Here is a 24,275-nt window from a genome sequence, read left to right on the forward strand (position 1 = left end):
GGGTCAGGTGGCCGCGACGAGCAGCGGCACGCGCATCTCGCGCTCGGTGAGCGAGCCGTGCACGCCCACGAGCGTGAGCGACGCGGGCGTCTGGGTGCGCGAGTCGACGACGGTCGCCCGCCCCCGCAGCGCGACCACCACGTCGCCGGCGGAGGCGACGGCCTCGGGCCGGGGGTCGGGCCCGAGGAAGCCGCGGGCCAGCACCTCGTCCCGCTCCAGCACGAGCGCGTCGTCGCCGAGGACGTCGCGCCAGCGCGCGGCGACGGCCGCCGTCTGGCCGGGCTCGGTGTACACGTGGACGGCGCGCGGCTCGCCGCCGACGAGCTCGACGCCGCGGGCGAGCGCGGGGTCGGTCGCGACGTCGCGGCGCAGCGCCGGGTCGACGTCGACCATGCCGTGGTCCGCGGTGACGAGCACGAGCGTGCCGCGCGGCACCGACCGCACGAGGCGCGCGAGCTCGCGGTCGAGCGCCTCGAGCTCGTCGCCCCACTGCCACGACGCGCTGCCGTGGTGGTGGCCCGCCTTGTCCACCTCGCCCCAGTAGAGGTAGACGAGACCGGGCCGGGACAGCGCGCGGACGGCCGCGTCGACGCGCCCCGCCAGCGGCTCGGCGGACGCGTACGTGCCGCCCCGCAGCGCGGCGACCGTCATGCCCGACCCGGCGAACCGGGCGGGGCCGGTGGAGGTCACCGCGACGCCCGCCCCGGCCAGGCGCGCGAGCACCGGCTCCTCGCGCTGGAGCTCGGCGGGCGCGGGCGCGCCCTCCCACGACACCATGTTGGCGAGGCCGCGCGTCACCGGGTTGCGCTGCGTGTACCCGAGCATGCCCGTGCGGCCCGGCGCGGTGCCCGTGCCGAACGCGCCGATCGCGGCGGCGGTCGTGCTGGGGAACGTCGAGGTGAGGGGCCGGGCGTCGGGCAGGAGCGAGCGCAGGAACGGGGCGTGCCCCGCGCGCTCGGCGAGGTTGAGGTGGCCGAGGCCGTCGACCAGCACGACGCACACGCGCTCGGCGCGCGGCAGGTCGAGCGCGCCGCGCGCCGTCTCGCTCGCGAGCCCCGTGGCCGTGGTCAGGCCGACGCCGAGCGCGCCCGCGGCGGCGGGCAGGACCGCCGCGAGACCGCGTGTCCCGTACTCCGGCGCGACGAGGCCCGGAGGGAGCGCCGGGTCGGCGACCGGAGCCGGCGCGTCCGCGGGTGCCTCGCTCACCGGGCGCTGTGCCGGGTGGTCGAGCGCGACAGCGCCCGCGCGAAGTCCACCGCGGCCCGGACGGCGTCGCGGCCCTCCGCCTCGGCGCTCACGCGGACGACGACGTCGTCGGGCGTGATCTGGCCGGTGAGCCCGTGGTCGGCGTCGCACGCGGGGTCGGGGCAGCCGGCGGGCTCGAGGTCGACGCGCGAGACCGCGCCCCAGCCGAGCGCGAGCGTGACCTCGAGCGGCGCGGCGCCCGCACGGTGCTCGTGCGGCTCCGCCACGACGTGCGTGAGCGAGACGGACCGCACCTCGGACAGGGGCACCGCCTCGGTCGTGGCGGCGGCGGAGGCCGACGGGTTCTCGCTGTCCGCCGGGTGGTCGTCGACGTGCGCCGTGACGAGCCGCGTGGGCGTGAGGACGAGCACCGTGAGGTGGCGGCGCACCTCGGTCGCGTCGAACGTCGTCTCGGGGAGCACGAGGTGCGAGACGATCTCCTCCCCCGCGACCGCGAGGTCGAGGACGTCCGCGACGAGCTCCGGGTAGTAGCCGGCGCGGTGGAGCTGGGTCGTCAGGTCGGTCCAGGCGTTGGAGGTAGCAGAGGGCACCCGCGCATTGTCCCATCCGGCGCCGGGCCGGGGCCACCCGCCGTCGGGGGCCCGGGCGGGTCGCGGCCGGCCCGTCAGCCCGGCAGGGCCCGCCGGAGCGCGTCGGCCCGCTGGGCGTCGGCGAGCGTGACGCGCGCGCTGAGGACCGCTGCCCCGTGCTCCGAGACGACGACGGGGTACAGCTCGAGGCTGCGGACCTCGGGCAGGTCGTCCGCGAGCACGGACACGCGCGCCAGGACGTCCTCGAGCGCGGCCGTGGCCACCACGTGCGTGCCCATGTAGCCGAACAGGCGCGGCGCGGCCCGCACCGAGCGGACCATCGCGGCGACGTCGACGTCGGTCAGGGGCGGCACGCCGTACGCGACGTCGCCGAGGAGGTCGACGGCGTCGCCCGCGAGCCCGAACGAGACGACGGGGCCGAAGAGCTGGTCCTCGGTCGAGCGGACCACGCACGCGACCCCGGCGTCGGCCATCGCCTGGACCTCGAACGGCTCGTCCGCGGCGCCCGGCAGCACGGCCGCGAGCGCCTCGCGCATCTGCGCGAAGTCCGTGCGCAGCTCGGTCTCGTCCGCGATGTCCAGCCGCACGCCGCCGAGGTCGGCCCGGTGCCGCAGGCCTGCCGCGGTGCTCTTGAGCACCACGGGCCAGCCGACCTCGCGCGCCGCCTCGACCGCCTCGTCGGCGGTCCGCACCCGGCGCGCGGGCCAGACCCGCACGCCGTAGCACGCGAGCAGCTCCGCCGTCGTCGTCGGGTCGAGGTCGACGGCGTCCTGACCGGCGAGCGCCTCCTCGACGAGCGCGCGCGCCCGCACCGGGTCGACGCCGGCCGGCCGCACGGGCGTGCCGTGGTCGGCCTCGCGCCACCGCGCGTAGCGCACGACCGCGCCGAGCGCGGCGACGGCGTCCTCCGGCGTCGAGTAGGCGGGGACGCGCACGGGGGCCGCCCCGCTCTGCGCCCCCGGGGCCGGGGCCGAGAGCTCGTCGGTGAGGCCGTGCAGGCCGAGCATGCTCGCCACGGTCGTGCGGCCCGTGCGGGCCGCCGCGTCCGCGACGGCGCGCGAGACGTCCGCGCGCCGGGGCCCGACGACCGGGACCTGCACCACGACGACGACGTCGCACGCGTCGGGCGCGTAGAGCGCGTCGACCGTGGCGGCGAGCTCGTCGGCGGACGCGTCCTCGGGCAGGAAGTCCGAGCGCGCCACGACGAGGCCCGCCGAGGACGACGCCTCGGCGACGAGCGCGGCGAGCGACGCGGAGCTCGCGAGGATGCCGACGCGGCGCCCTGCCGGGAGCGGCTGGTGCGCGAGGAGCTGGGCGATGTCGATCATGTGGTGCGTGTTCTCGGCCCGGACGACGCCGGACTGCCGCAGCATCTCCTCGAGCGTCCGCCGCGGCGCGCGCGTCGAGCGGACCGCGTGCCCCGGCGGCACGACGTGCCCCGAGCGCCCGGCCGTCACCACGACGACCGGCTTGACCGACGCGAGGCGGCGCGCGATGCGCGAGAACTTGCGCGGGTTGCCGATGGACTCGAGGTAGAGGCACACCACCTGCGTCGTGGCGTCGTCCTGCCAGTACTGCATGAGGTCGTTGCCCGAGACGTCCGCGCGGTGCCCGGCGGACAGGAACGACGACACGCCCAGGCCGCGCCGCGCCGTCGTCGCGAGGAGCGTCACGGCCATGGGCGCGGACTGGCTGAACAGGCCCACCACGCCGGGGGCCGGCAGGTCGTGGGCGAGGGTCGCGGCGAGCGCCGGGCGGTCGGGCGCGTCGCTTGTGCGCAGCAGCCCGTAGCTCGCCGGCCCGACGACGCGCAGGCCCGCCGTGTGCGCGACGCGCAGGAGCTCGCGCTGCAGCGCGAGCCCGTCCGGACCCGTCTCGGCGAAGCCGGCCGACAGCACGACGACCCCGCGCACCTCGAGGCGCGCGAGCCGGCGGACGGCGTCGATCGCCGCGGGCGGGGGCAGCGCGACGACGGCGAGGTCGACGGGACCGGGCACGTCGGCGAGGGTCGCGGACCACCGCTCCTCCCCCGGGCCGCGCGCGGCCCCCACGACGTGGACCGTCACGTCGCTGCGCTCGAGCGCGGCGAGCGCGCGCTGCGCGAGCAGGCGGTCGAGGGCCTCGCCGTCGTGCTCCGCGCCCGCGTCGGCCGGGGCGTCGGGGCCGACGAGCACGACACTCGTGGCGCCCAGCAGCCCCTGCATGCTCCGGGCCTCCGCGCGGTGCTCGCGGTCGGCCATGACGGCCCGGGACCGCTCCGTGGGGTCGAGGTCGACGCTGACCTGGACGAAGCCGTCGTCCATCTGCTGGCGCACGTCGTACCCCGCCTCCCGGAACACCGCGAGCATCTTGCCGTTCTGGGGCAGCACCTCGGCCGTGAAGCGGCGCACGCCGCGCTCGCGCGCCGCCGCGGCGACGTGCTCCAGCAGCACGGAGCCCAGGCCCCGGCCCTGCGCAGAGTCGGCGATGTTGAAGGCGACCTCCGCCTCGGCGGGGCCGGTGCGGTCGAACCGCGCGACGCCGATGATGTCCTCGCCGCCGTCCCCGGGGGCGCCGTCGCGCGGGCGCACCGCGACGAGCGCGACGCGGTCCACGTGGTCGACGCGCGTGAAGCGCTCGAGGTCGCGCTCGGACAGCCGCTCCATGGGCGCGAAGAACCGCAGGTAGGTGGATCGCTCGGACTGGCCGACGTGGAAGCGCTGGAGCGCGTCGGCGTCCTCGGGGCGGATGGGGCGCACGTGCGTGGTGGTCCCGTCGCGCAGCACGACGTCGGCCTCCCACTCCACCGGGTACCGGTCCGGGTCCCGCCCCGGCGCGCCGTCGTCCACGACCCCAGGCTATGCGGTCGCGCGCGCGGTGCGCCTGCGCCACCCCGGCCCGAGCCGGGAGGACAATGGTCCCGGCAGGCGGTCCCGGCACGTGCCGTGGCAGGCGCCGTGGCGCCGCGTGTCGGACCCGTGGCGTACCCTCGCGTGCGGCACGCAACCGCAGCACCCCGGCCGGCACAGCACCGGCCACGACGGCACAGACCCCGCGCCACCGCGGCGCACCGAACGGCAGGAGCCCGCAGGCCCATGGCGCGCAAGTCCTCGACCCCCTCGATCGACCCGGCCGAGGTGAACGAGAAGATCGTCGACGTCGACGTCCAGGCGGAGATGGAGACGTCGTTCCTCGAGTACGCCTACTCCGTCATCTACTCGCGCGCCCTGCCCGACGCGCGGGACGGCCTCAAGCCCGTCCAGCGCCGCATCCTCTACATGATGGCCGACATGGGGCTGCGCCCCGACCGCGCCCACGTGAAGTCGGCGCGCGTCGTCGGCGAGGTCATGGGCAAGCTGCACCCGCACGGCGACGCCGCGATCTACGACGCGCTCGTGCGCCTCGCCCAAGACTTCTCGCTCCGGCTGCCGCTGGTCGACGGGCACGGCAACTTCGGCACGCTCGACGACGGCCCCGCGGCCTCCCGGTACACCGAGGCGCGTCTCGCGCCGCCGTCGCTCGCGATGACGGCGGGGCTCGACGAGGACGTCGTCGACTTCGTGCCGAACTACGACAACAAGCTCCAGCAGCCCGAGGTCCTGCCCGCCGCGATCCCCAACCTGCTGGTCAACGGCGCGTCGGGCATCGCGGTCGGCATGGCGACCAACATGGCGCCGCACAACCTCGTCGAGGTCGTCGCCGCGGCACGCCACCTCGTCGCGCACCCGGACGCCGACCTCGAGTCGCTCATGCGGTTCGTGCCCGGCCCGGACCTGCCCACGGGCGGCAAGATCGTCGGTCTCGACGGCGTCCGCGACGCCTACCGCACGGGCCGCGGGACCTTCCGCACACGCGCCACGGCACGCGTCGAGAACCTCACGCCGCGCCGCAAGGGCATCGTCATCACCGAGCTGCCCTACCTCGTCGGCCCGGAGAAGGTGATCGAGAAGATCGCCGAGGGCGTCAAGACGAAGAAGATCCAGGGGATCACGGCCGCGACCGACCTCACGGACCGCGAGCACGGGCTGCGCATCGTCGTCGAGGTGAAGACGGGCTTCAACCCCGAGGCGGTGCTGGAGCAGCTCTACAAGTTCACGCCGCTCGAGGACTCGTTCGGCATGAACAACGTCGCGCTCGTCGACGGCCAGCCGCGCACGCTCGGCCTGCGCGAGATGCTCACGGTCTGGGTGAACCACCGGATCGACGTGGTGCGCCGTCGCTCGGCCTACCGCCTGCGCAAGCGGTCCGAGCGCCTGCACCTCGTGGACGGCCTTCTCATCGCGATCGTCGACATCGACGAGGTGATCCAGGTGATCCGCTCGTCCGACGACACGGCGACCGCCCGCGGGCGCCTCCAGACGGTGTTCGACCTGTCCGAGCCGCAGGCGGAGTACATCCTCGAGCTCCAGCTGCGTCGCCTCACCAAGTTCTCGCGCATCGAGCTCGAGAAGGAGCAGGAGACGCTGCGCCGCGAGATCGAGGAGCTCCAGGAGATCCTCGGCAGCGACGCACGGCTGCGCGCCGTGGTGTCGGGCGAGATGGCCGACGTCGCGAAGACGTACGGCACCCCGCGCCGCACGATCCTGCTGGAGTCCGCGGGCGCGGCACCGACGACGACCGCGGCGGTCCCGCTCGAGGTCGCCGACACCACGTGCTGGGCGTTGTTCTCCGCGACCGGGCTCCTCGCGCGCACGAGCGACGAGACGGAGCCCGCGCGCTCGGGGCCGCGCGCCGCGCACGACGTGCTGCGCGCCGCCGTCCGCACGACCGCGCGCGGCGAGGTCGGCCTCGTCACGAGCCGGGGCCGCATGCTGCGCGTGTCCGTGCTCGACCTGCCCGCCCTCCCGCCGACGGACAACGCGCCGAGCCTGTCCGGCGGCGTCCCGCTCAGCGAGGTCGTCGCGCTCGAGCCGGGCGAGGAGGCGGTGACCATCGCGTCGCTCGACCCCGACGCTCCCCCGCTCGCGCTCGGCACCGCGCAGGGCGTCGTCAAGCGCGTCACGCCGGGCGACGTGCCGGGCAACCGCGACGAGTGGGAGGTCATCGGGCTCAAGGACGGCGACACCGTCGTGGGCGCGGCGCCCGCGACGGACGCCGACGAGCTCGTCTTCGTCTCCAGCGACGCGTCCCTGCTGCACTTCGACGCGTCCGCGGTGCGGCCCCAGGGCCGCCCGGCGGGCGGCATGGCCGGCATCCGGCTCGCCGACGGCCAGCGGGTCGCGTTCTTCGGCGTCGTCCCGGCCGACGTGCGCGACCTCGGCGTCGTCGTCACCGTGGCCGGGTCGTCCGACGCGCTCCCCGGGACCCAGACCGGCGCCGGCAAGGTGACCCCGTACGAGCTCTACCCCGGCAAGGGCCGCGGGACCGGCGGCGTCCGCGCGCACCGGTTCCTCAAGGGCGAGGACGCGCTCATCCTCGCGTGGGTCGGGCAGGGTCCGGCGCGGGCGACGGGGTCGGGCGGGCAGTCGGTCGACCTGCCGCCGGTCGACCAGCGCCGCGACGGGTCGGGCACGCCGCTCGCGTCCCCGGTGACGGCCGTCGGGTAGCGCTCGGTCCTCCCGCCCGGTCGTCGTCGTGCGCCGGGCGGGTCGCTCCGCGCGCGCCCGCCCTTGCGAGTGCGCGGGATCGGGGCAGGCTCGATGTGTGGCAGAGAACGAAGGGGGCGGCGTCCGCACGCCCTCGGACGTGGACGGGGCCGCCGGCCCCGTCGACTACCACGCCGTCTTCTCGGTCCTCACGGCGCCCAAGGCGGTCCTCTCGCCCGACCTGACCATCCTCGATGCCAACGAGTCCCTCCTGCGCACCATCGGCGCGCCCGCGAGCGCCGTCGTCGGGCGCCACTACCTCGATGTCTTCCCCGTCCACGGGCCGGACGGGAGCGCCGTCGACCGGGTCGTGCTGTCGCTCGAGCGCGTCGCGCGGACGGGACGTCTCGAGATGATCGGACCGCACCGGTACGACCTGCGCGGTCCTGACGGCGGGTGGGCCGAGCGCTGGTGGATCACGACGAACCTCCCCGTGCTCGACGCCGCGGGCCGGGTCACGGCCGTCGTCCACCGCGCGGAGGACGTGACGTCCGTCGTGCAGGCCGGCGGGACGACGGCGCCCGAGCCCCCGGCCGGCCCTGCGGACCCCACCGCGCTCTCGGTCGTCGACCAGGCCCTGCTGCTCGGGTCGTCCGTCGACCGGTACGCGGACGTGATCACGCGCGAGCGCAGCGCGTCGCTGGCCCTCCAGGACTCCGTGCTCACGCCTCCCCCGCGCATCCCCGGCCTGACCATCGACGTGCGGTACCGGCCGGCGGTGCCGGAGGTCCACGTCGGCGGCGACTGGTACGACGCGTTCGTGCACCCCGACGGCGAGACGACGGTCGTGGTCGGCGACGTCACCGGGCACGACGTCGCCGCCGCGGCTCACATGGGCCACCTGCGCGGGGTGCTGCGCTCGGTCGCGTTCGCGACGGACGCCGGTCCTGCCGAGGCGCTCGACGCCGCCGAGCGCACCGCGGAGGGTCTCGGGCTGCAGGCGCTGTCCACCGTCGCCGTCGCACGCATCGGCACCCCCGGCCTGACGGGGCGGCGCGCCGTGTGCTGGGCGAGCGCCGGGCACGTCCCGCCCGTCGTGCGTCGCGCCGACGGGACCGCGCACCTGCTCACCGCGCGCCCCTCGGCGATGCTCGGCGTCGGGCTGGGCGGCCCGCGCGCCGAGCACGAGACGTCGCTCGACCCGGGCGACACGCTCCTGCTCTACACCGACGGGCTCGTCGAGCGCCGGGACCGGTCGCTGCGGGACGTGCTCGACGAGCTGCCGGGCCGCGTAGAGGCGCTCGGCGCTGTGCCGCCCGACGCGCTCCTCGGCGCCCTCCTCGCCGAGCTCGTGCCGCTCGGCTCGCAGGACGACGTCGCGCTCGTCATGGTGCACGTCGACGACGAGCGCACGGCCGCGGGCGGCGCCTAGCCCTGTGCCGCCCGAGCCTGCCGGGGCAGGACTCCTCGCCGGGCACGGCGACCCTCGTGCGCCTGCGCGCCCCCGCGTCGCGGACCTGCCGAGGACGACGTCGCCCGAGGGGTCTCCGTGCGCGAGCGTCAGGTCGACACCCGCGCGCGGTCACCTTCCGCGTCGACGACCGGTAGCCCGCGCTCACGACGCAGCACGCCGAGCACGAGCAGCACCTGGCCGACGACGTAGGTGAGCATGACCCAGAAGCCGTGCCCGGGCAGGTCGTACCACGGGGCGAAGGCGTTCAGCGCGATGAGCGCGTCGGACAGGAGGAAGACCGCACCGCCGACCGCGGCGAGCCGGTCGACGCCCGTCGCGACCACGGCCATCGTCACGAGGCACACCCCGTAGACGACGACGGGGACGAGCAGCGACCCGGCGTCGGGCGCGCACGCGACGACGAGGGCGAGCAACGCGAGGCCGTACGGCACGAGCGCGAGCGGGCGGCGCAGGACGGAGCCCGCGCGGTAGGGCCAGAACGCGATCGTGTACACGACCTGGGCGCAGAGGAAGAACCCGACCATGACCAGGAAGGCGGTGTCACCGTCGGCGAGGTCGGGTGCGGTGTCGCCGAGCCACGAGAAGCCCAGCGCGACGAGCGTGAGCCGGACGAGCTGCGAGCGCCGGCCCGGGTCGTCGGCGGTGTGGCGCCGTGTGGCGAGCCAGAGGCACCCCGCCAGGACCGGCATGAGGAACCACTGCGACGCGTCGGCGAGCGTCTCGGCGCCCAGGAGGTGGGCAGCGAGGTGGACGAGAGTGAGCAGGGCGAGCACGCCCCACGCGACGAACATGGGCGAGGAGACTCCTTCGGTCGTGCACCGGCATCCTTGCCGGCGGTGGCCGATCCTAGCGCCTGGGACCGTGGCGAATGACCTTGTGGGGCACCCCGGTGCGCGCGAGCATGGGGCGATGACCGAGCCCGTGCGGTGGACCCGCGCAGCCGTCTACCCGGACATGTGGGTGGACCCGGACGAGGACCCGCGCAACACCGACGGCGTGAGCCCGGACGGCGAGCTCGCGACGCTGCTCGACTACACGGCGAGCTACCGGACGACGCTGCTCATGAAGTGCGAGGGCCTCGACCCCGAGCAGCTCGCACGACGCTCCGTGCCGCCGTCGACGATGTCGTTGCTCGGCCTCGTCCGTCATCTCGCGGAGGTGGAGCGGGAGTGGCGGGGGTGGGTCTCCGACGACGACGGCGAGCCAGCGCTGTACGGCGGGCACGACGCGGACTTCGACGGCGCGGTCGCCGACCGGCGCGTGGTCGACGAGGCGTACGCGAACCTGGCGCGCGAGCAGGCCGCGACCGACGCGGTGCTGGCGCGGCACCCGGACCTCGGGGAGAGGCTCGGCGCGGACCGGGTCGCGGTCCGCGAGGTCCTGGTCCACCGGATCGAGGAGTACGCCCGGCACTGTGGGCACGCCGACCTCCTGCGCGAGCGGATCGACGGCAGGACCGGCCAGTAGGGCCTCAGCCGACGACGGCCCTGCCGCTCACGTCGTCGCGCGCCCCGCCGTCCCCGGTGTCGAGGTCGCGACGTCCGCGACGAGGACGCGCCCGTCGCGCACCTCGGCCGCGAAGACCGCCAGCGGCCTGCGGTCCTTGCCCCCGGCGTCGAGCACCTCGCCGGTGTCGACGTCCCAGACCTGCTTGAGCATCGGGGTGGTCACGGTGTCGACGTCGCGCTCCGTGCCGTCGTCGAGCGTGACGCGGTGCGTGCCGACGAGGCCGCGCGACATGACGTTGGCGCCGGAGTACGGGTCCCGCTGCTGGACGGCGCGTACGGTGCCGTCGGCGAGCCGGAAGACGGCGATCTGGGTCCCGCCCAGGAGGGCCCCGACCCCGCGCTCGGGCTCGAGGTCGTCGAGCGCGCAGATGTCGACGAACGTGCTCATCGGGCGTCCTCCAGCTCGGTGCGGGCGGCGACGAGCGCGACGTCGCGCGCTGCGCGGGGGTCCGGGTAGGCGACGGCGTCGGTCTCGTCGGCGGGACGGACCTGCCCGCGTTCGGGGACGAACGCGAGGTCGCCGTCGACCGCCTCCGGCGCGTTGACGAACGGAGTGAACTTGCGCAGCTTCGCCGGGTCCGCGAGCGTCGCGCTCCACTCGTCCTCGTAGTCGCGCACGTGCTCGGCCATCGCCGCCTCGAGCTCCTCGGCGATCCCGAGCGAGTCCTCGACGACGACGCGGCGCAGCTCCTCGAGCCCGCCCGCGCGCTCCGCGACCCAGGGCGCCGTGCGCTGGAGACGGTCGGCCTCCTGGACGTAGAGCATGAGGAACCGGTCGACGTAGCGGACCAGGGTCTCGTCGTCGAGGTCCTCGGCGAGGAGCTGGGCGTGGGCCGGCTGGGCTCCGCCGTTCCCGCCGACGTAGAGGTTCCACCCCTTGTGGGTCGCGATGATGCCGACGTCCTTGCCACGAGCCTCGGCGCACTCGCGCGCGCACCCGGAGACGCCGAACTTGATCTTGTGCGGCGAGCGCAGACCGCGGTAGCGCAGCTCGAGCCGCACCGCCATGGCCGACGAGTCCTGCACGCCGAACCGGCACCACGTACGCCCGACGCACGTCTTCACGGTGCGCAGCGACTTCCCGTACGCGTGCCCGGACTCGAACCCCACGGCCGTCAGGCGCCGCCAGATCTCCGGGAGCTGGTCGAGGCGCGCGCCGAACATCGCCAGCCGCTGTCCTCCGGTCACGCGCACGTAGAGCCCGAACTCGTCGGCGACCTTCGCGAACTCCAGGAGCTGGTCCGCACGCACCTCGCCCCCGGGCATCCGCGGGATCACCGAGTAGGTGCCGTTCTTCTGCAGGTTCGCCATGACGTGGTCGTTGGTGTCCTGGAGCGCGGCCTGCTCGCCCTCGAGGACGTGCCCGCGGCGCAGCGTCGAGAGGATCGACGCGACGGTCGGGCGGCAGACCGCGCAGCCGCGGCCCGTCCCGTGCGCCGCGACGATCTCGGAGAACGTGCGCAGCCCTTCTTCCCGCACGATCCGGTACAGGGTCGCCCGGGACATCGCGAAGTGCTCGCACAGCGCGTCCGAGACGGTGACGCCCGCCCGGGACAGCTCGCCGTTCAGCAGCTTGGTGAGCGCCGGGACGCACGACCCGCACACCGTGCCCGCCGTCGTGCAGTCCTTGACCTGCCCGATCGTCCGGCAACCGTGCTCGGTCACCGCAGCCCGGACCGTCCCGGCGTCGACGTTGTTGCACGAGCACACGACGGCCTCGTCGGGCAGCTCGGTCTCGGCCAGGCCCTCGCCGTCGGGCGCGATCACCGCCGCGGGGTCGGCGCCGAGCGGACGGCCCAGGAGCGGACGCAGCGCCGAGTAGAGCTCGATGTCGCCGACGAACACGCCGCCCAGCAGCGTCGTCGCGTCGTCCGAGAGCACGAGCTTGCGGTACCGGCGGTGGATCGGGTCGACGAACGAGACCTCGAGCGCGCCCGCGCTCACCGCGTTGACGTCGCCGAACGACGCCGCCTCGACGCCCACGCCCTTGAGCTTGGTGCCGTCGTCGGTGCGCCGGTGCACGCGCTCGCCGCCGAGGAAGCGGTCGACGACGACGTCGGCCATGTCGTTCCCGGGCGCGACCAGGCCGGCGCACGCGCCGTCGACCGACGCGCACTCGCCGATCGCCCACACGCCCGGGTCGGAGGTCTGGCACGCCTCGCCGACGACGACGCCGCCGCGTTCGCCGATCGCCAGGCCCGCCTCGCGCGCCACCCTGTCGCGCGGACGGATGCCCACGGAGAAGACGACGACGTCCGTCGCCAGCTCGGAGCCGTCGGTGAGCTCGACCGAGCCCACGGACCCGTCGCCCGCAGGCAGGAACCGGTGCGCGCCCGCACCGGTGCGGACCGTGACGCCGAGGTCCTCGATGAGCAGGCGCAGCATCTCGCCGCCGCCCTGGTCGAGCTGGACGCTCATGAGCCGGTCGGCGAACTCCACGACCGTGGCCTCCGCGCCGAGCCGCTGGAGCGCCGCCGCCGCCTCGAGGCCCAGCACGCCACCGCCGACGACGACGCCGCGCACCGCCCGCCCCAGCGCCCGCTCGCGCAGGCGCACCCACTCGGCGAGCCGCTCGACGTCGTCGAGCGTGCGGTAGGTGAACAGTCCCGGCAGGTCCGTGCCCTCCGCGCGCGGCGTCCACGCCCACGAGCCGGTCGCGAGCACCGCGCGGTCGTAGTGGACCTGGCGCCCCGACCGTGTCGTCACGACGCTCGCCGTGCGGTCGAGCGACGCGACCGCGTCCCCGGTGACGAGCGTGACGCGCGGGTCGTCCCACACCGCGCGGTCCAGGGTGAGGGCGTCCACGTCGCGGGCGTCGAACCACTCGGACAGGTGCACGCGGTCGTACGGCTCGTGCGGCTCGTCACCGATCACGGTGACGGACCAGGCGCCCTCGGGGTCGCGCGTGCGCAGGCCCGCGACGAGGCGGTGGGCCGTCATGCCGGCGCCGACGACGACGATCCGGTCGCCGTCCAGGGGGCCGTCGGGGGACGGGGGCTGAGAGAGGGAGGCCACGGGGAGCACTTTCGAGAGGCGGGGGCTGCGTCGAGGCCCCGACCGGGGTGCGACCGGTGCCTGCCCCGACCCTAGGCGACGCGGTCCGACCACAGCCGCCCCCGGGGACCAAGGTCCTCGGTACCCACGGCGAAAGCCACCCGCCGACCATGCGTGCGGTGGGAACGGCACGACGCCGCGCCCCGGACGGGACGCGGCGTCGTGGCGCCGATCGTTCGGCGGGGGCTCAGGCGTTCGCGAGCTCGCGGGCCTCGTCGGCCAGCTGGTCCTCGTAGCGACGCACGACGCGGCTCACGGTCGACCGCGACGCCGAGACCCGCTGGGCGATCTCGCGCTGGTTGAGGCCCTCGCGCGCGAGCTCGACAATGCGCCGGTCGCGCTCGGCGGTCGGGTCCTCGCCGAGCGTCGCCTCGACGTCGTCCGCCCTCGTCGCCTCCACGTCCTGCGGCCGCGGGAGGTCGAAGACCTCCACGCGGCGCGTGTGGCCCGTCACGGCCGGGGGCTCGGGGGCCGACGACGTCTCCGCCTCCTCGGGGACGGGCTGCTCCCACGGGAGCGGCCGCGTGCGCCCGAAGATCTCCTTCACCCGCGCCTCGAGGTCCGGCAGGGCCTCGAACGCAGGCTCTGCGGCGCGCGCCTCCTGCGCGGTCTCCGCCTCGGGGACCTCGGCAGCCGTCTCGGCGGCGGGGAGCTCGCGGGTCACCTCGCGCACCGGCAGGTCGGACGACGGCGCGGCGTCCGACGCGACGTCGTCGGGCACGTCGGCGTCGGGCGCGCCGGCGTCGGGCGTCACGGCGTCGGGCGTCACGGCGTCGGGCGTCACGGCGTCGGGCGTCACGGCGTCGGCCGGCTGGACCGCGGGGAGAGCCTCGACCGCATCGGACTCGTCACCGCTCGCGGGCTGGGGTGCGAGCGGAGCCGGGCCGCTCGTCGCGGCGGACACTGCCGCCGCGACAGCCACGACCGCGGGCGCCTCGGCGGGCGCGGGCGCCCCGGGCGCCGCGACGCCGCCCCTGCCCCGCGCGGTGCCGCGCTTCGCGGAGCTCGCTCCGATGAGGTCGAGCCGGTTGCCGTGCCGCTCCGCGGCTTCCAGGCGGTCGACCCAGACCTGCATGCGGCGCTCGAAGTCCTCGACCGTCAGCAGCTTGAGCGCGGCATCACGGGCGGCGCGCTGGCGCTCGTGCGCGGCGCGGACCTTGCGCAGGTCCGCGGGCGAGCCAGCGCTGTCGGCGCGCGCGTCGCGCCACTGCTCCAGGGCGGACACGTACCCGTGGACGCGCAGCTCACGACGGCGCTCCTCGAGCGTGTGGCCCGTGACCATGTGCCGCTCCCCCACGAGGGCGAGGTGCCACATGAGGGCGGCGACCAGCGGCGGCACGAACCGGAACACCACCATGTACGGGGTGCTCGCCGTCGGGACGGCGATCTCGTGGAGAGCGGCGAACAGGCCCGACGTTCCCGAGAGCACCCACGTGAGCGCGAGGAGCACGCCGTAGGGCCGCCCCTCTAGCGCGGCGTTGCGTGCCATGAGCGCCACGGCGACGAGGCTGATCTCGAGGAAGCCCGCGAGCCCGTACGCCTCGAGCGGCGACATGTGCGCCACCTCGAGACCGAACAGGACCATGCCGCTGTACGCCAGGGCGGTGGCGATCGTCGCCGCGATGACCACCGCCACCATCGGGAGGTGCCGGCCGCGATAGCGCACCTGCCGCGGGGAACCGCCCGCGCCGGTCTGGTCCTGCTGTGTCACGTCGTCCTCCGAAAAGTGGTGTGGGCGCACATATCCCAACACTCAGGACGATCCGCGTCAACGTACCGGAAGGGGCGAACCGCGGGCAGGCACGACCGGCACCGCACGACCTGCCGGGAACAGCACGACGCCGCGCCCCCGGACGGGGACGCGGCGTCGGTCGCAGCGGTGGTCTCAGACGTTGAAGCCGAGCGCGCGGAGCTGCTCCTTGCCGTCGTCGGTGATCTTCTCCGGGCCCCACGGCGGCATCCAGACCCAGTTGACGCGGAAGCCGTCCACGAGGCCTTCGAGCGCCTGCGCGGACTGGTCCTCGATGACGTCGGTCAGCGGGCACGCCGCGGACGTGAGCGTCATGTCGATGACGGCGTGGTTGTTCTGGTCGATCTGGATGCCGTAGACGAGGCCGAGGTCGACGACGTTGATGCCGAGCTCGGGGTCGATGACGTCGCGCATCGCCTCCTCGACGTCCGCGACGTTCGGCGGGCTCGGCGTGGCGCCCTCGGCGGGCGCGCCGGTCTCGGTGGTCATCGGTTCTCCTCCGTCGTTCCCCGCGCGGCGAGCGCCGCGTCGGAAGCCATTGCGGTCGATGCGTCGCCCAGCGGGTTCAGGGCGCCCGAGGTGACGAGCGAGTCGCGCAGCGCGGCCCAGCCGAGCAGGGCGCACTTGATCCGTGCAGGGTAGCGCGAGACGCCCGTGAACACCGTGGCGTCACCGAGCTCGTCTTCCGCGGCCTCGTCGAGGCCCTTGCCCCGCGAACCCATGAGCTCGCGGAACACGTCGCCGAGGTGCTCGGCCTCCGCGGCGGGGCGTCCCGTCACGAGGTCGGTGAGCACGGACAGGGACGCCTGCGAGATGCTGCAGCCCTGCCCCTCCCAGCTCACGCGGTCGATCGTGTCGCCGGCGAGCTCGACGCGCAGCGTCACCTCGTCGCCGCACGTGGGGTTCACCTGGTGCGACTGGCCGCTGGCCGCGCCGTCGGCCACCTCGACCAGGCCCCGACCGTGCGGGGTCTTGGCGTGGTCCAGGATGACCTGCTGGTACATCTGCTCGATCGAGCTCATCGGGTCCTCTCTCAGTCCACCGAGAAGAACGCGCGCACCCCGGCCAATGCTTCCCGGAACGCGTCGACGTCCTCGCGCGTGGTGTACACCGACGCCGACGCGCGCGCGGTCGCGGCGATCCCGAAGCGGCGGTGCAGGGGCTGGGCGCAGTGGTGACCCACGCGCACGGCGATGCCCGCGTCGTCGAGCACCTGGCCGACGTCGTGCGCGTGCACGCCGTCCACGACGAACGACACGACGGCGAGCCGGCCCTCCGGCTCGCGCGGGCCGATGATGCGCACGCCGGGGATCTCCGCGATGCGCAGCAGCTCCGCGGCGAGCTCGTGCTCGTGCGCGGCGACGCCGTCCATGCCGAGCTCGTGCAGGTACTTCGCGGCGGCGCCGAACCCGACGACCTGCGCGACGGGCTGCGTGCCCGCCTCGAACCGCTGCGGCGGCGCCATGTACGACGACTCGGTCATCGTGACGACCTCGATCATCGACCCGCCGGTCGTCACGGGCGGCAGCGCCTCGAGCAGCTCGCGCCGCCCGTACAGCACGCCCACGCCCGTGGGCCCGAGCATCTTGTGCGCCGAGAACGCGGCGAAGTCGACGCCGAGCGCGGGCAGGTCGACCGGCAGGTGCGGCACGGACTGGCACGCGTCGAGCACCGTGAGCGCCCCGACCTCGCGTGCCCGGGCCACGATCGGCTCGACCGGCGTCACCGCGCCGGTCACGTTCGACACGTGCGTGAAGGCCACGACGCGGGTGCGCTCGGTGATGACGGTCGCCGCGTCCTCGACACGCACGCGGCCGTCGTCGTCCACCTCGAACCAGCGCAGGACGGCCCCGGTGCGGGCCGCGAGCTCCTGCCACGGGACGATGTTCGCGTGGTGCTCCGCCTCGGTGACGACGATCTCGTCGCCCGGCGCGAGCGCGAAGCGGCGGGCCGCCTCTCCCCCGCGGCCGAGCGTCGCGTTCGAGATCCCGTACGCGACGAGGTTGATCGCGGCCGTCGCGCCGGACGTCCAGACGATCTCGCCCGGGCGCGCACCGACGAACGCCGCGACGTCGTCCCGGGCGTCCTCGAACGCCTCGGTCGCCTCCTCGGCGAGCTGGTGCGCGCCGCGGTGCACGGCCGCGTTGCGCTCCTCGTAGAAGTCGACCTCGGTGTCGAGGACGACCTGCGGCTTCTGCGACGTCGCCGCGGAGTCGAGGTAGACGAGCGGACGACCACCGCGCACGGTGCGCTCGAGCAGCGGGAAGTCCGCCCGCACGGCGGCGAGCTCGACGTCGGTCAGGCGCGCCGGACCGGCGTGCTGCCCTGCGGGGTGCGCGGTGGTCGTCATGGTCGTCTCCTCGGAGGTGGTGCGAGCGCTCAGGCCGAGGCGGCCGAGGCGGACTCGACCGCGCCGGAGAGGTAACGGTCGTAGCCCTCCTCCTCCAGGCGCTCGGCGAGCTCCGGGCCGCCCTCCTCCGCGACCTTGCCGTCGACGAAGACGTGGACGAAGTCCGGCTTGATGTAGCGCAGGATGCGCGTGTAGTGCGTGATGAGGAGGATGCCCGCGTCGGTCTCGCCGTGGACGCGGTTCACGCCCTCGGAGACGATGCGCAGCGCGTCGACGTCGAGACCCGAGTCGGTCTCGTCGAGGACGGCGAACTTCGGCTGGAGGAGCTCCATCTGGAGGATCTCGTGGCGCTTCTTCTCACCGCCGGAGAAGCCCTCGTTGACCGAGCGCTCGGCGAACGAGTCGTCCATGCGCAGTCGCTCCATGGCGCCCTTGACGTCCTTGACCCAGTGGCGCAGCGCGGGGGCCTCGCCGTCGATCGCGGTCTTCGCGGTGCGCAGGAAGTTGGACACGGAGACGCCGGGGACCTCGACCGGGTACTGCATGGCGAGGAACAGGCCCGCGCGGGCGCGCTCGTCGACGCTCATGGCGAGGACGTCCTCGCCGTCGAGCGTCACGGTACCGCCGGTGACCTGGTACTTGGGGTGGCCGGCGATCGAGTAGGCGAGCGTGGACTTGCCCGAGCCGTTCGGGCCCATGATGGCGTGGACCTCGCCGCTGGCGATCGTCAGGTCGACGCCGCGCAGGATCGGCTTCGGCCCTTCCTTGGTCTCGACGCTGACGTGCAGGTCGCGGATCTCGAGAGTGGACATCAGTGGTTCTCCAAGAGGTTCTTGAGCTGGGGGGCGCGCGCGGCGCGCCGGGTCAGAGGAGGTCGGGTCAGGTGGGAGCGACGACACGGTCGACGTCGACGAGCACCTGCTCGCCGTCGACCGTCACCGGGTAGACCGGCACGGGCCGCATCGCGGGCAGCGCGGTCGGCATGCCGGTCCGCAGGTCGAACTGCGAGCCGTGCAGCCAGCACTCGACGAAGCAGCCCTCGACCTCCCCGTCGGACAGGGACACGGCCCCGTGCGAGCAGATGTCGGAGATCGCGTGCCACCCGCCGTCGCCGTCGCGCACGACCGCGACCTCGACGACGCGCCCGTCCTCGGCCGGGAGTTCGACGCGGAGCGCCTCCTCCGGGCCGAGGTCGGACGTCGTGCAGGCGGGCTGTGCGGTCACGCCGTCGCCTCGGCGGGCTCGGCGCTCCCGTCGATGATCGACATGGACTTGCTCAGCTCGCGCTCGATCGCCTCGAGCAGGCGCTCCTCGACCGACGCGACGCCGATCTCCTGGATGAGCTCGGCGAAGAAGCCGCGGACGACGAGACGGCGCGCCTCGACCTCCGGGATGCCGCGAGCCTGCAGGTAGAAGAGCTGCTCGTCGTCGAAGCGGCCGGTCGCGGACGCGTGCCCCGCGCCCTCGATCTCGCCCGTCTCGATCTCGAGGTTCGGCACGGAGTCCGCGCGCGCGCCGTCCGTGAGGACGAGGTTGCGGTTGAGCTCGTACGTGTCCGTGCCCTCGGCCTCGGCCCGGATGAGCACGTCCCCGACCCACACGGCGTGCGCGCCCTCACCCTGCAGCGCGCCCTTGTACGTCACGCGGGATTTGCAGCGCGGGACGGCGTGGTCGACGAACAGGCGGTGCTCCTGGTGCTGGTCCGCGTCGGCGAAGTAGAGGCCCACCATCTCGACCTCGCCGCCCTCGGCGGTGAACTCCGCGTCCGGGGTGACGCGCACGACGTCGCCGCCGAGCGTGACGACCACGTGCTTGAGGCGCGCGTCGCGCCCGATCCGCGCGCGGTGCGACGACGCGTGCACGGCGCCGTCGGCCCAGTCCTGGACCGACACGACGGTGAGGTGCGCGCCGTCCTCGACGACGATCTCGACCGTCTCGTTGAGCGTCGCGGCGCCCACGTGGTCGAGCACGACGACGGCCTCGGAGTGCCGCTCGGCGCGCACGAGGACGTGGCTCGCCGTCGGCGTGGGGCCGTGGCCCTCGATGCGGACCGAGGTGACGTCGGAGGCGACGGCCTCCTTCGGCACCGTGACGACCGTGGCCTGCTCGAAGGCGTTCCACGCCGTCACGGCCGTGCGGTCGCCGGGCTTGCCGGCGGTGCCGAGACGCTCGTCGTCGCGGCCGACGATCGTGACCTCGACCTCGGGCGCCTCGACGACCGTGACGCGCACGTCGCCGCCGCCGCTCTGCCCGACGATCTTGTCGTCGAACAGGGGCGCGAGGCGCGCCACGGGCGAGAAGCGCCACTCCTCCTCGCGCCCGGAGGGCACGGGGATGTCGGCGAGGTCGAACGACGTGAGCCGCTCGGCGCGCGAGCCCTGGGGCACGACGACGCCGTGGGAGTGCGCCCCGTCGGCCTGCGCGCGCGAGTGGTCGGTGGTCAGACCGGCCTCTTCGGGAACGGTGGTGGTGGTCATATCAGCCGACGGACCCTTCCATCTGCAGCTCGATGAGGCGGTTGAGCTCGAGCGCGTACTCCATGGGCAGCTCGCGCGCGATGGGCTCGACGAACCCGCGCACGATCATGGCCATCGCCTCGGTCTCCTCCATGCCTCGGGACATGAGGTAGAACAGCTGGTCCTCGCTCACCCGCGAGACCGTCGCCTCGTGCCCCATGGACACGTCGTCCTCGCGGACGTCGACGTACGGGTAGGTGTCGGACCGGGAGATCTGGTCGACGAGCAGCGCGTCGCACAGGACCGTCGAGGCCGAGTGCGAGGCGCCCTCGAGCACCTGGACCAGACCGCGGTAGGACGTGCGGCCACCGCCGCGCGCGACCGACTTCGAGACGATCGACGACGACGTGTGGGGCGCCGCGTGGACCATCTTGGCCCCGGCGTCCTGGTGCTGGCCCTCGCCCGCGAACGCGATCGACAGCGTCTCACCGCGCGCGTGCTCGCCGAGCAGGTAGATCGCCGGGTACTTCATGGTGACCTTGGAGCCGATGTTGCCGTCGACCCACTCCATCGTCGCGCCCTCGGCCGCGGTCGCCCGCTTGGTCACGAGGTTGTAGACGTTGTTCGACCAGTTCTGGATCGTCGTGTAGCGCACGCGGGCGTTCTTCTTCACGACGATCTCGACGACCGCGGAGTGCAGCGAGTCCGACGAGTAGATCGGCGCGGTGCAGCCCTCGACGTAGTGCACGTACGAGCCCTCGTCCGCGATGATCAGCGTCCGCTCGAACTGGCCCATGTTCTCCGTGTTGATGCGGAAGTAGGCCTGCAGCGGGATCTCGACGTGCACGCCCGGCGGCACGTAGACGAACGACCCGCCCGACCACACGGCCGAGTTGAGCGCGGCGAACTTGTTGTCGCCCGACGGGATGACGGTGCCGAAGTACTCCTGGAAGATCTCCGGGTGCTCGCGCAGCGCGGTGTCCGTGTCGAGGAAGATGACGCCCTGGCGCTCGAGCTCCTCGTTGATCTGGTGGTAGACCACCTCGGACTCGTACTGCGCGGCGACGCCCGCGACGAGGCGCTGCTTCTCCGCCTCGGGGATGCCGAGCTTGTCGTACGTCTCCTTGATGTCCTCGGGCAGGTCGTCCCACGCGGCGGCCTGCTTCTCCGTGGAGCGCACGAAGTACTTGATGTTGTCGAAGTCGATGCCGGTGAGGTCGGAGCCCCAGCTCGGCATGGGCTTCTTGCCGAACAGGCGCAGCGCCTTGAGGCGCTGGTTCAGCATCCACTCGGGCTCGTTCTTGAGCCGGGAGATGTTGCGCACGACGTCCTCGTTGAGGCCGCGCTGCGCGATCTGGCCCGCCTCGTCGGAGTCGTGCCAGCCGTACTCGTAGGCGCCGATCGAGGCGATGATCTCGTCGTCGGTCTGCTTCTCACCGGTCGGCAGGGCCGTGCCGGCGGCGTCCTGGGTGGGAGCGCTCATGGTCGTCCTTCCACTGTCCGTCGTTGCGGGCGGGGGCAGTCGGTACAGGTTCTTCGGGGGAGGTCGTACGGGCGGGGCGGGGCGCCCCTCGGGGTCAGGTCTCGCCCGACGACGGGCGCCCCCGCGCCCGGACGTCGTGGGCCAGGGCGGCTCGCGCCACCCGCGGTGCGGGGGCCGGGACGGAGATCCCGACCGGCACGTTCGTGGTGCACGCGTGCGCGCCCGTCGCGAGGGTCGCGAGGCGCTGCACGTGCGAGCCAAGCAGCTTGGCGAAGACCTGGGCCTCCGCCTCGCACAGCTGGGGGAACTCCTCGGCGACGTGCTGCACCGGGCAGTGCCCCTGGCACAGCTGGACGGCGGAGGTGCCCGGCACGGGGCGCACGCTCGCGGCGTAGCCGTCGTCGGCGAGCGCGGCGGCGAGCTGGGCCGCGCGGCCCTCGACGTCCGGCGCGTCGAGCCGGTCCGCGTAGCGGTCGGCGAGCTCGGACAGCCGGTCCTGGGCGAAGCGCTCGACGGCGCCCGGTCCCGCGACGTCGCGCAGGTAGCGCAGCGCCTGCGCGGCGAGGTCGGCGTAGGTGCCGCTGAGCTCGCCCTGGCCGGCCGACGTCGTCACGTACCGCCGCGCGGGGCGGCCGCGCATCCCGGTGGGGTGCCCGGCGTCGTGCACGGCGACGAGGTCGTCCTCCTCGAGGAGGGCAAGGTGGCGGCGCACCGCGGCGGGCGTGAGGCCTAGCGTCGCGGCGAGGTCGGCCGCGCTGACGGGGCCCGCGCTCGCGACGAGCTCGAGCACGCGCTCGCGCGTGCGCCGGTCGACGTCGGCAGCGGGCGCGCCGGAGGGGGCGACGGTACGCAGCGCGTCCGGTCGGACGGCTCCTGCTCCCATGCTCACCTCCGTGGTCGGTCGGGGGCACGCCTGCGCGCGCAGCGCCCTCGATATAGACAACATGGTTGTTCCCTAATTGTTCCGGCGCAAGCAAGGCGACCCTCAGACGGGGCCCTGACACGGCGGATGTGGCGTACGCGACACCCCGCGCGACCTGGGCGGGCGCGGGTCGGCGGGCGCGCGCGCTCCGCCTAGAATCGGCCGGGTGCCCGCCCCCGCCGTGCTCGTGCACGACCTCGTCAAGCGCTACGACGGTCGTGCCGTCGTCGACGGCGTGTCCCTCACCGCCGAGCGCGGCGCGATCACCGCGGTGCTCGGCCCCAACGGCGCCGGCAAGACGACGACCGTCGAGTGCTGCGAGGGCCTGCGCTCCCCCGACGCCGGACGCGTCGAGGTGCTCGGGCTGCACCCGCTGACCGACGCGCGCGAGCTGCGCCCCCGCGTGGGCGTCATGCTCCAGGACGGTGGGCTGCCGACGGGCGTGCGCGCGCTGGAGATGCTGCGGCACGTCGCGTCGATGTACGCCCGCCCGCGCGACGTCGGCGAGCTCACCGAGCGCCTCGGGCTGGAGAGCTTCGCCCGCACCACCGTCCGGCGCCTGTCCGGCGGCCAGCGGCAGCGCCTCGCGCTCGCCGCGGCGATCGTCGGGCGGCCCGAGGTCGTCTTCCTCGACGAGCCGAGCGCGGGCATGGACCCGCAGAGCCGCCACGCGGTGTGGGAGCTCGTGCGCGAGCTGCGCGCCGAGGGCGTGGGGATCGTCCTCACGACGCACCTCATGGACGAGGCGGAGGACCTCGCGGACCGGGTGTACGTCGTCGACCACGGGAAGGTGATCGCGGCGGGCGCGACGCGGGACCTGCTCGAGTCCGGTGCCGACGGCGAGACGGACCGCACGGTCCGCGTCGAGGCGACGGCGGGCCTGGACCTCGGCGGGCTGCGCGACGCGCTCGCCGCGGCCGACGGCGCCCCCGGCCCCGGGTCGTGGACCGTCGCCGAGCCGCAGCCCGGCTCGTACACCCTCACCGGCCCCGCCGACCCGGCGACGCTCGTCGCGCTGACGACGTGGCTCGCCGCGCGCGGCGTCCTCGCGTCGCGCGTCACGGTGGGCCGCCGCACGCTCGAGGACGTGTTCCTCGACCTCACGGGACGGCACCTGCGATGACCTCCAACGAGACGCCGTCGGCCGCCGCCGCGGCCCGGGGACCGGCCGGGACCGAGCTCGCCGCGCCCGCGTGGCGCCGCGTCGCCGCCCAGACGGCGTTCGAGACCCGGATGATCCTGCGCAACGGCGAGCAGCTGCTCGTGACGATCATCCTGCCCGTCATGCTCCTGCTCGGCCTCGTGCTCACGTCCTTCGTCGACCTCGACACGGGCGGTGCGTCGCGCGTCGACTTCGTGACGCCGGGCGTGCTCGCGCTCGCCGTGATGTCGACGGCGTTCACGTCCCAGGCCATCGCGACCGCGTTCGACCGCCGCAACGGCGTGCTGCGCCTCATGTCGACGACCCCCCTCGGCCGGGGCGGCCTGCTCGCGGGCAAGGTGCTGGGCGTGCTCGCGGTCGAGGTCGTGCAGGTCGTCGTCATCACCGCCGTCGCGCTCGCCCTCGGCTGGCAGCCCGACGTCGCGGGGATCCCGGCCGCGCTCCTCGCCGTCCTGCTCGGCACGGCGGCGTTCACGTCGCTCGCGATGCTGCTCGCCGGCACGCTGCGCGCCGAGGGCGTGCTCGCGGTCGCCAACCTCGTGCTCGTGCTCCTCACGGTCGGCGGCGGCGTGCTCGTCCCGGCGGACCAGCTGCCCGGACCGCTCGCGCACGTCGCCCTATTGCTGCCGTCGGGCGCGCTCGGCGAGGCGATGCGCGGCGCCCTGCTCGACGGCTCCGTCCCGCCGTTCTCGGTCGTCGTGCTGCTGGGCTGGACCGCCGCGCTCGGCTGGGGCGCGGGCAAGCTCTTCCGCTGGACCTGACTCTCCCAGGGCACATCTCACACCCGCAGGATTCCGGGGCTGCGCGCGCGTCCCG

20 protein-coding genes are annotated in these 24,275 nt (G+C 74.6%); 5 read left to right on the top strand and 15 right to left on the bottom strand.

Annotation, left to right across the window (positions count from 1 at the left end; all coding sequences use genetic code 11):
- Positions 1 to 3 precede the first annotated feature (3 nt).
- The 3 genes from E1O70_RS05705 to E1O70_RS05715 all read right to left on the bottom strand — a co-directional run bounded on the left by E1O70_RS05705 (position 4) and on the right by E1O70_RS05715 (position 4,624).
- Entirely contained in the window at positions 4 to 1,206 is a 1,203-nt protein-coding gene (locus tag E1O70_RS05705) for an alkaline phosphatase family protein (RefSeq protein WP_061268211.1), read from the bottom strand.
- Positions 1,203 to 1,796 (bottom strand): DUF5998 family protein, encoded by a 594-nt coding sequence (locus E1O70_RS05710; RefSeq protein WP_043652060.1) that lies wholly within the window; start codon positions 1,794 to 1,796, stop codon positions 1,203 to 1,205. Before E1O70_RS05710 ends, E1O70_RS05705 begins: the two co-directional genes overlap by 4 nt.
- Positions 1,797 to 1,870: 74 nt before the next feature.
- The gene (locus E1O70_RS05715; RefSeq protein ID WP_061268212.1) at positions 1,871 to 4,624 is read right to left on the bottom strand and encodes a bifunctional acetate--CoA ligase family protein/GNAT family N-acetyltransferase; all 2,754 of its coding nucleotides are present in this window, start codon (positions 4,622 to 4,624) and stop codon (positions 1,871 to 1,873) included.
- Between the two features lie 246 nt (positions 4,625 to 4,870).
- On the opposite strand from E1O70_RS05715, the gene E1O70_RS05720 reads away from it, so the two are divergent.
- Both E1O70_RS05720 and E1O70_RS05725 read left to right on the top strand, forming a co-directional pair.
- A complete protein-coding gene (locus E1O70_RS05720) occupies positions 4,871 to 7,321 on the top strand; it encodes a DNA gyrase/topoisomerase IV subunit A (protein WP_061268213.1) in 2,451 nt (816 codons plus the stop codon).
- A 97-nt stretch (positions 7,322 to 7,418) separates the two neighbouring features.
- Positions 7,419 to 8,732 (top strand): PP2C family protein-serine/threonine phosphatase, encoded by a 1,314-nt coding sequence (locus E1O70_RS05725; protein WP_128957521.1) that lies wholly within the window; start codon positions 7,419 to 7,421, stop codon positions 8,730 to 8,732.
- 128 nt (positions 8,733 to 8,860) lie between these two features.
- Here E1O70_RS05725 and E1O70_RS05730 read toward each other — a convergent pair whose 3' ends face one another.
- Entirely contained in the window at positions 8,861 to 9,565 is a 705-nt protein-coding gene (locus E1O70_RS05730) for a lysoplasmalogenase (protein ID WP_061268215.1), read from the bottom strand.
- Between the two features lie 118 nt (positions 9,566 to 9,683).
- Here E1O70_RS05730 and E1O70_RS05735 point away from each other — a divergent pair, with 118 nt between their 5' ends.
- On the top strand, positions 9,684 to 10,241 hold the full coding sequence (locus tag E1O70_RS05735) for a DinB family protein (protein ID WP_061268216.1): 558 nt from the start codon (positions 9,684 to 9,686) through the stop codon (positions 10,239 to 10,241).
- Between the two features lie 27 nt (positions 10,242 to 10,268).
- Here the strand turns inward: E1O70_RS05735 and E1O70_RS05740 are convergent, their stop codons facing one another.
- The 11 genes from E1O70_RS05740 to E1O70_RS05790 all read right to left on the bottom strand — a co-directional run bounded on the left by E1O70_RS05740 (position 10,269) and on the right by E1O70_RS05790 (position 22,258).
- Positions 10,269 to 10,670 (bottom strand): nitrite reductase small subunit NirD, encoded by a 402-nt coding sequence (locus tag E1O70_RS05740; protein ID WP_061268217.1) that lies wholly within the window; start codon positions 10,668 to 10,670, stop codon positions 10,269 to 10,271.
- Positions 10,667 to 13,222: a nitrite reductase large subunit NirB gene (nirB, locus tag E1O70_RS05745; RefSeq protein WP_082774576.1), complete on the bottom strand. Its 2,556-nt coding sequence runs from the start codon at positions 13,220 to 13,222 to the stop codon at positions 10,667 to 10,669. Before nirB ends, E1O70_RS05740 begins: the two co-directional genes overlap by 4 nt.
- Before the next feature lie 301 nt (positions 13,223 to 13,523).
- A complete protein-coding gene (locus E1O70_RS05750; RefSeq protein ID WP_061268219.1) occupies positions 13,524 to 15,047 on the bottom strand; it encodes a helix-turn-helix domain-containing protein in 1,524 nt (507 codons plus the stop codon).
- Between the two features lie 174 nt (positions 15,048 to 15,221).
- A complete protein-coding gene (locus E1O70_RS05755) occupies positions 15,222 to 15,575 on the bottom strand; it encodes a metal-sulfur cluster assembly factor (protein WP_021480871.1) in 354 nt (117 codons plus the stop codon).
- Positions 15,572 to 16,108, bottom strand: coding sequence for a Fe-S cluster assembly sulfur transfer protein SufU (gene sufU, locus E1O70_RS05760; RefSeq protein ID WP_061268220.1), 537 nt, complete (start codon positions 16,106 to 16,108; stop codon positions 15,572 to 15,574). Before sufU ends, E1O70_RS05755 begins: the two co-directional genes overlap by 4 nt.
- 11 nt (positions 16,109 to 16,119) lie before the next feature.
- Positions 16,120 to 17,436, bottom strand: a complete 1,317-nt coding sequence (locus E1O70_RS05765) for a cysteine desulfurase (RefSeq protein WP_061268221.1) — start codon at positions 17,434 to 17,436, stop codon at positions 16,120 to 16,122.
- A 29-nt stretch (positions 17,437 to 17,465) separates the two neighbouring features.
- Positions 17,466 to 18,248 carry a Fe-S cluster assembly ATPase SufC gene (gene sufC / locus E1O70_RS05770; RefSeq protein ID WP_061268222.1) on the bottom strand — a complete coding sequence of 261 codons (783 nt, stop codon included), beginning with the start codon at positions 18,246 to 18,248 and terminating at the stop codon, positions 17,466 to 17,468.
- 67 nt (positions 18,249 to 18,315) lie between these two features.
- Positions 18,316 to 18,660, bottom strand: a complete 345-nt coding sequence (locus E1O70_RS05775; protein WP_021480875.1) for a non-heme iron oxygenase ferredoxin subunit — start codon at positions 18,658 to 18,660, stop codon at positions 18,316 to 18,318.
- A complete protein-coding gene (sufD, locus tag E1O70_RS05780) occupies positions 18,657 to 19,913 on the bottom strand; it encodes a Fe-S cluster assembly protein SufD (protein ID WP_061268223.1) in 1,257 nt (418 codons plus the stop codon). Before sufD ends, E1O70_RS05775 begins: the two co-directional genes overlap by 4 nt.
- A gap of 1 nt (position 19,914) precedes the next feature.
- Positions 19,915 to 21,375: a Fe-S cluster assembly protein SufB gene (sufB, locus tag E1O70_RS05785; RefSeq protein WP_061268224.1), complete on the bottom strand. Its 1,461-nt coding sequence runs from the start codon at positions 21,373 to 21,375 to the stop codon at positions 19,915 to 19,917.
- Between the two features lie 94 nt (positions 21,376 to 21,469).
- Complete coding sequence (locus tag E1O70_RS05790; RefSeq protein ID WP_076404969.1) at positions 21,470 to 22,258, bottom strand: helix-turn-helix transcriptional regulator; 789 nt, start codon at positions 22,256 to 22,258, stop codon at positions 21,470 to 21,472.
- A 205-nt stretch (positions 22,259 to 22,463) separates the two neighbouring features.
- Here E1O70_RS05790 and E1O70_RS05795 point away from each other — a divergent pair, with 205 nt between their 5' ends.
- Complete coding sequence (locus E1O70_RS05795; RefSeq protein ID WP_061268225.1) at positions 22,464 to 23,420, top strand: ABC transporter ATP-binding protein; 957 nt, start codon at positions 22,464 to 22,466, stop codon at positions 23,418 to 23,420.
- Positions 23,417 to 24,220: an ABC transporter permease gene (locus tag E1O70_RS05800; protein WP_061268226.1), complete on the top strand. Its 804-nt coding sequence runs from the start codon at positions 23,417 to 23,419 to the stop codon at positions 24,218 to 24,220. Before E1O70_RS05795 ends, E1O70_RS05800 begins: the two co-directional genes overlap by 4 nt.
- The last annotated feature ends 55 nt before the right edge of the window (positions 24,221 to 24,275 follow it).

The sequence above is a fragment of the Cellulosimicrobium funkei genome, from assembly GCF_004519295.1.
Taxonomy (GTDB): domain Bacteria; phylum Actinomycetota; class Actinomycetes; order Actinomycetales; family Cellulomonadaceae; genus Cellulosimicrobium; species Cellulosimicrobium funkei.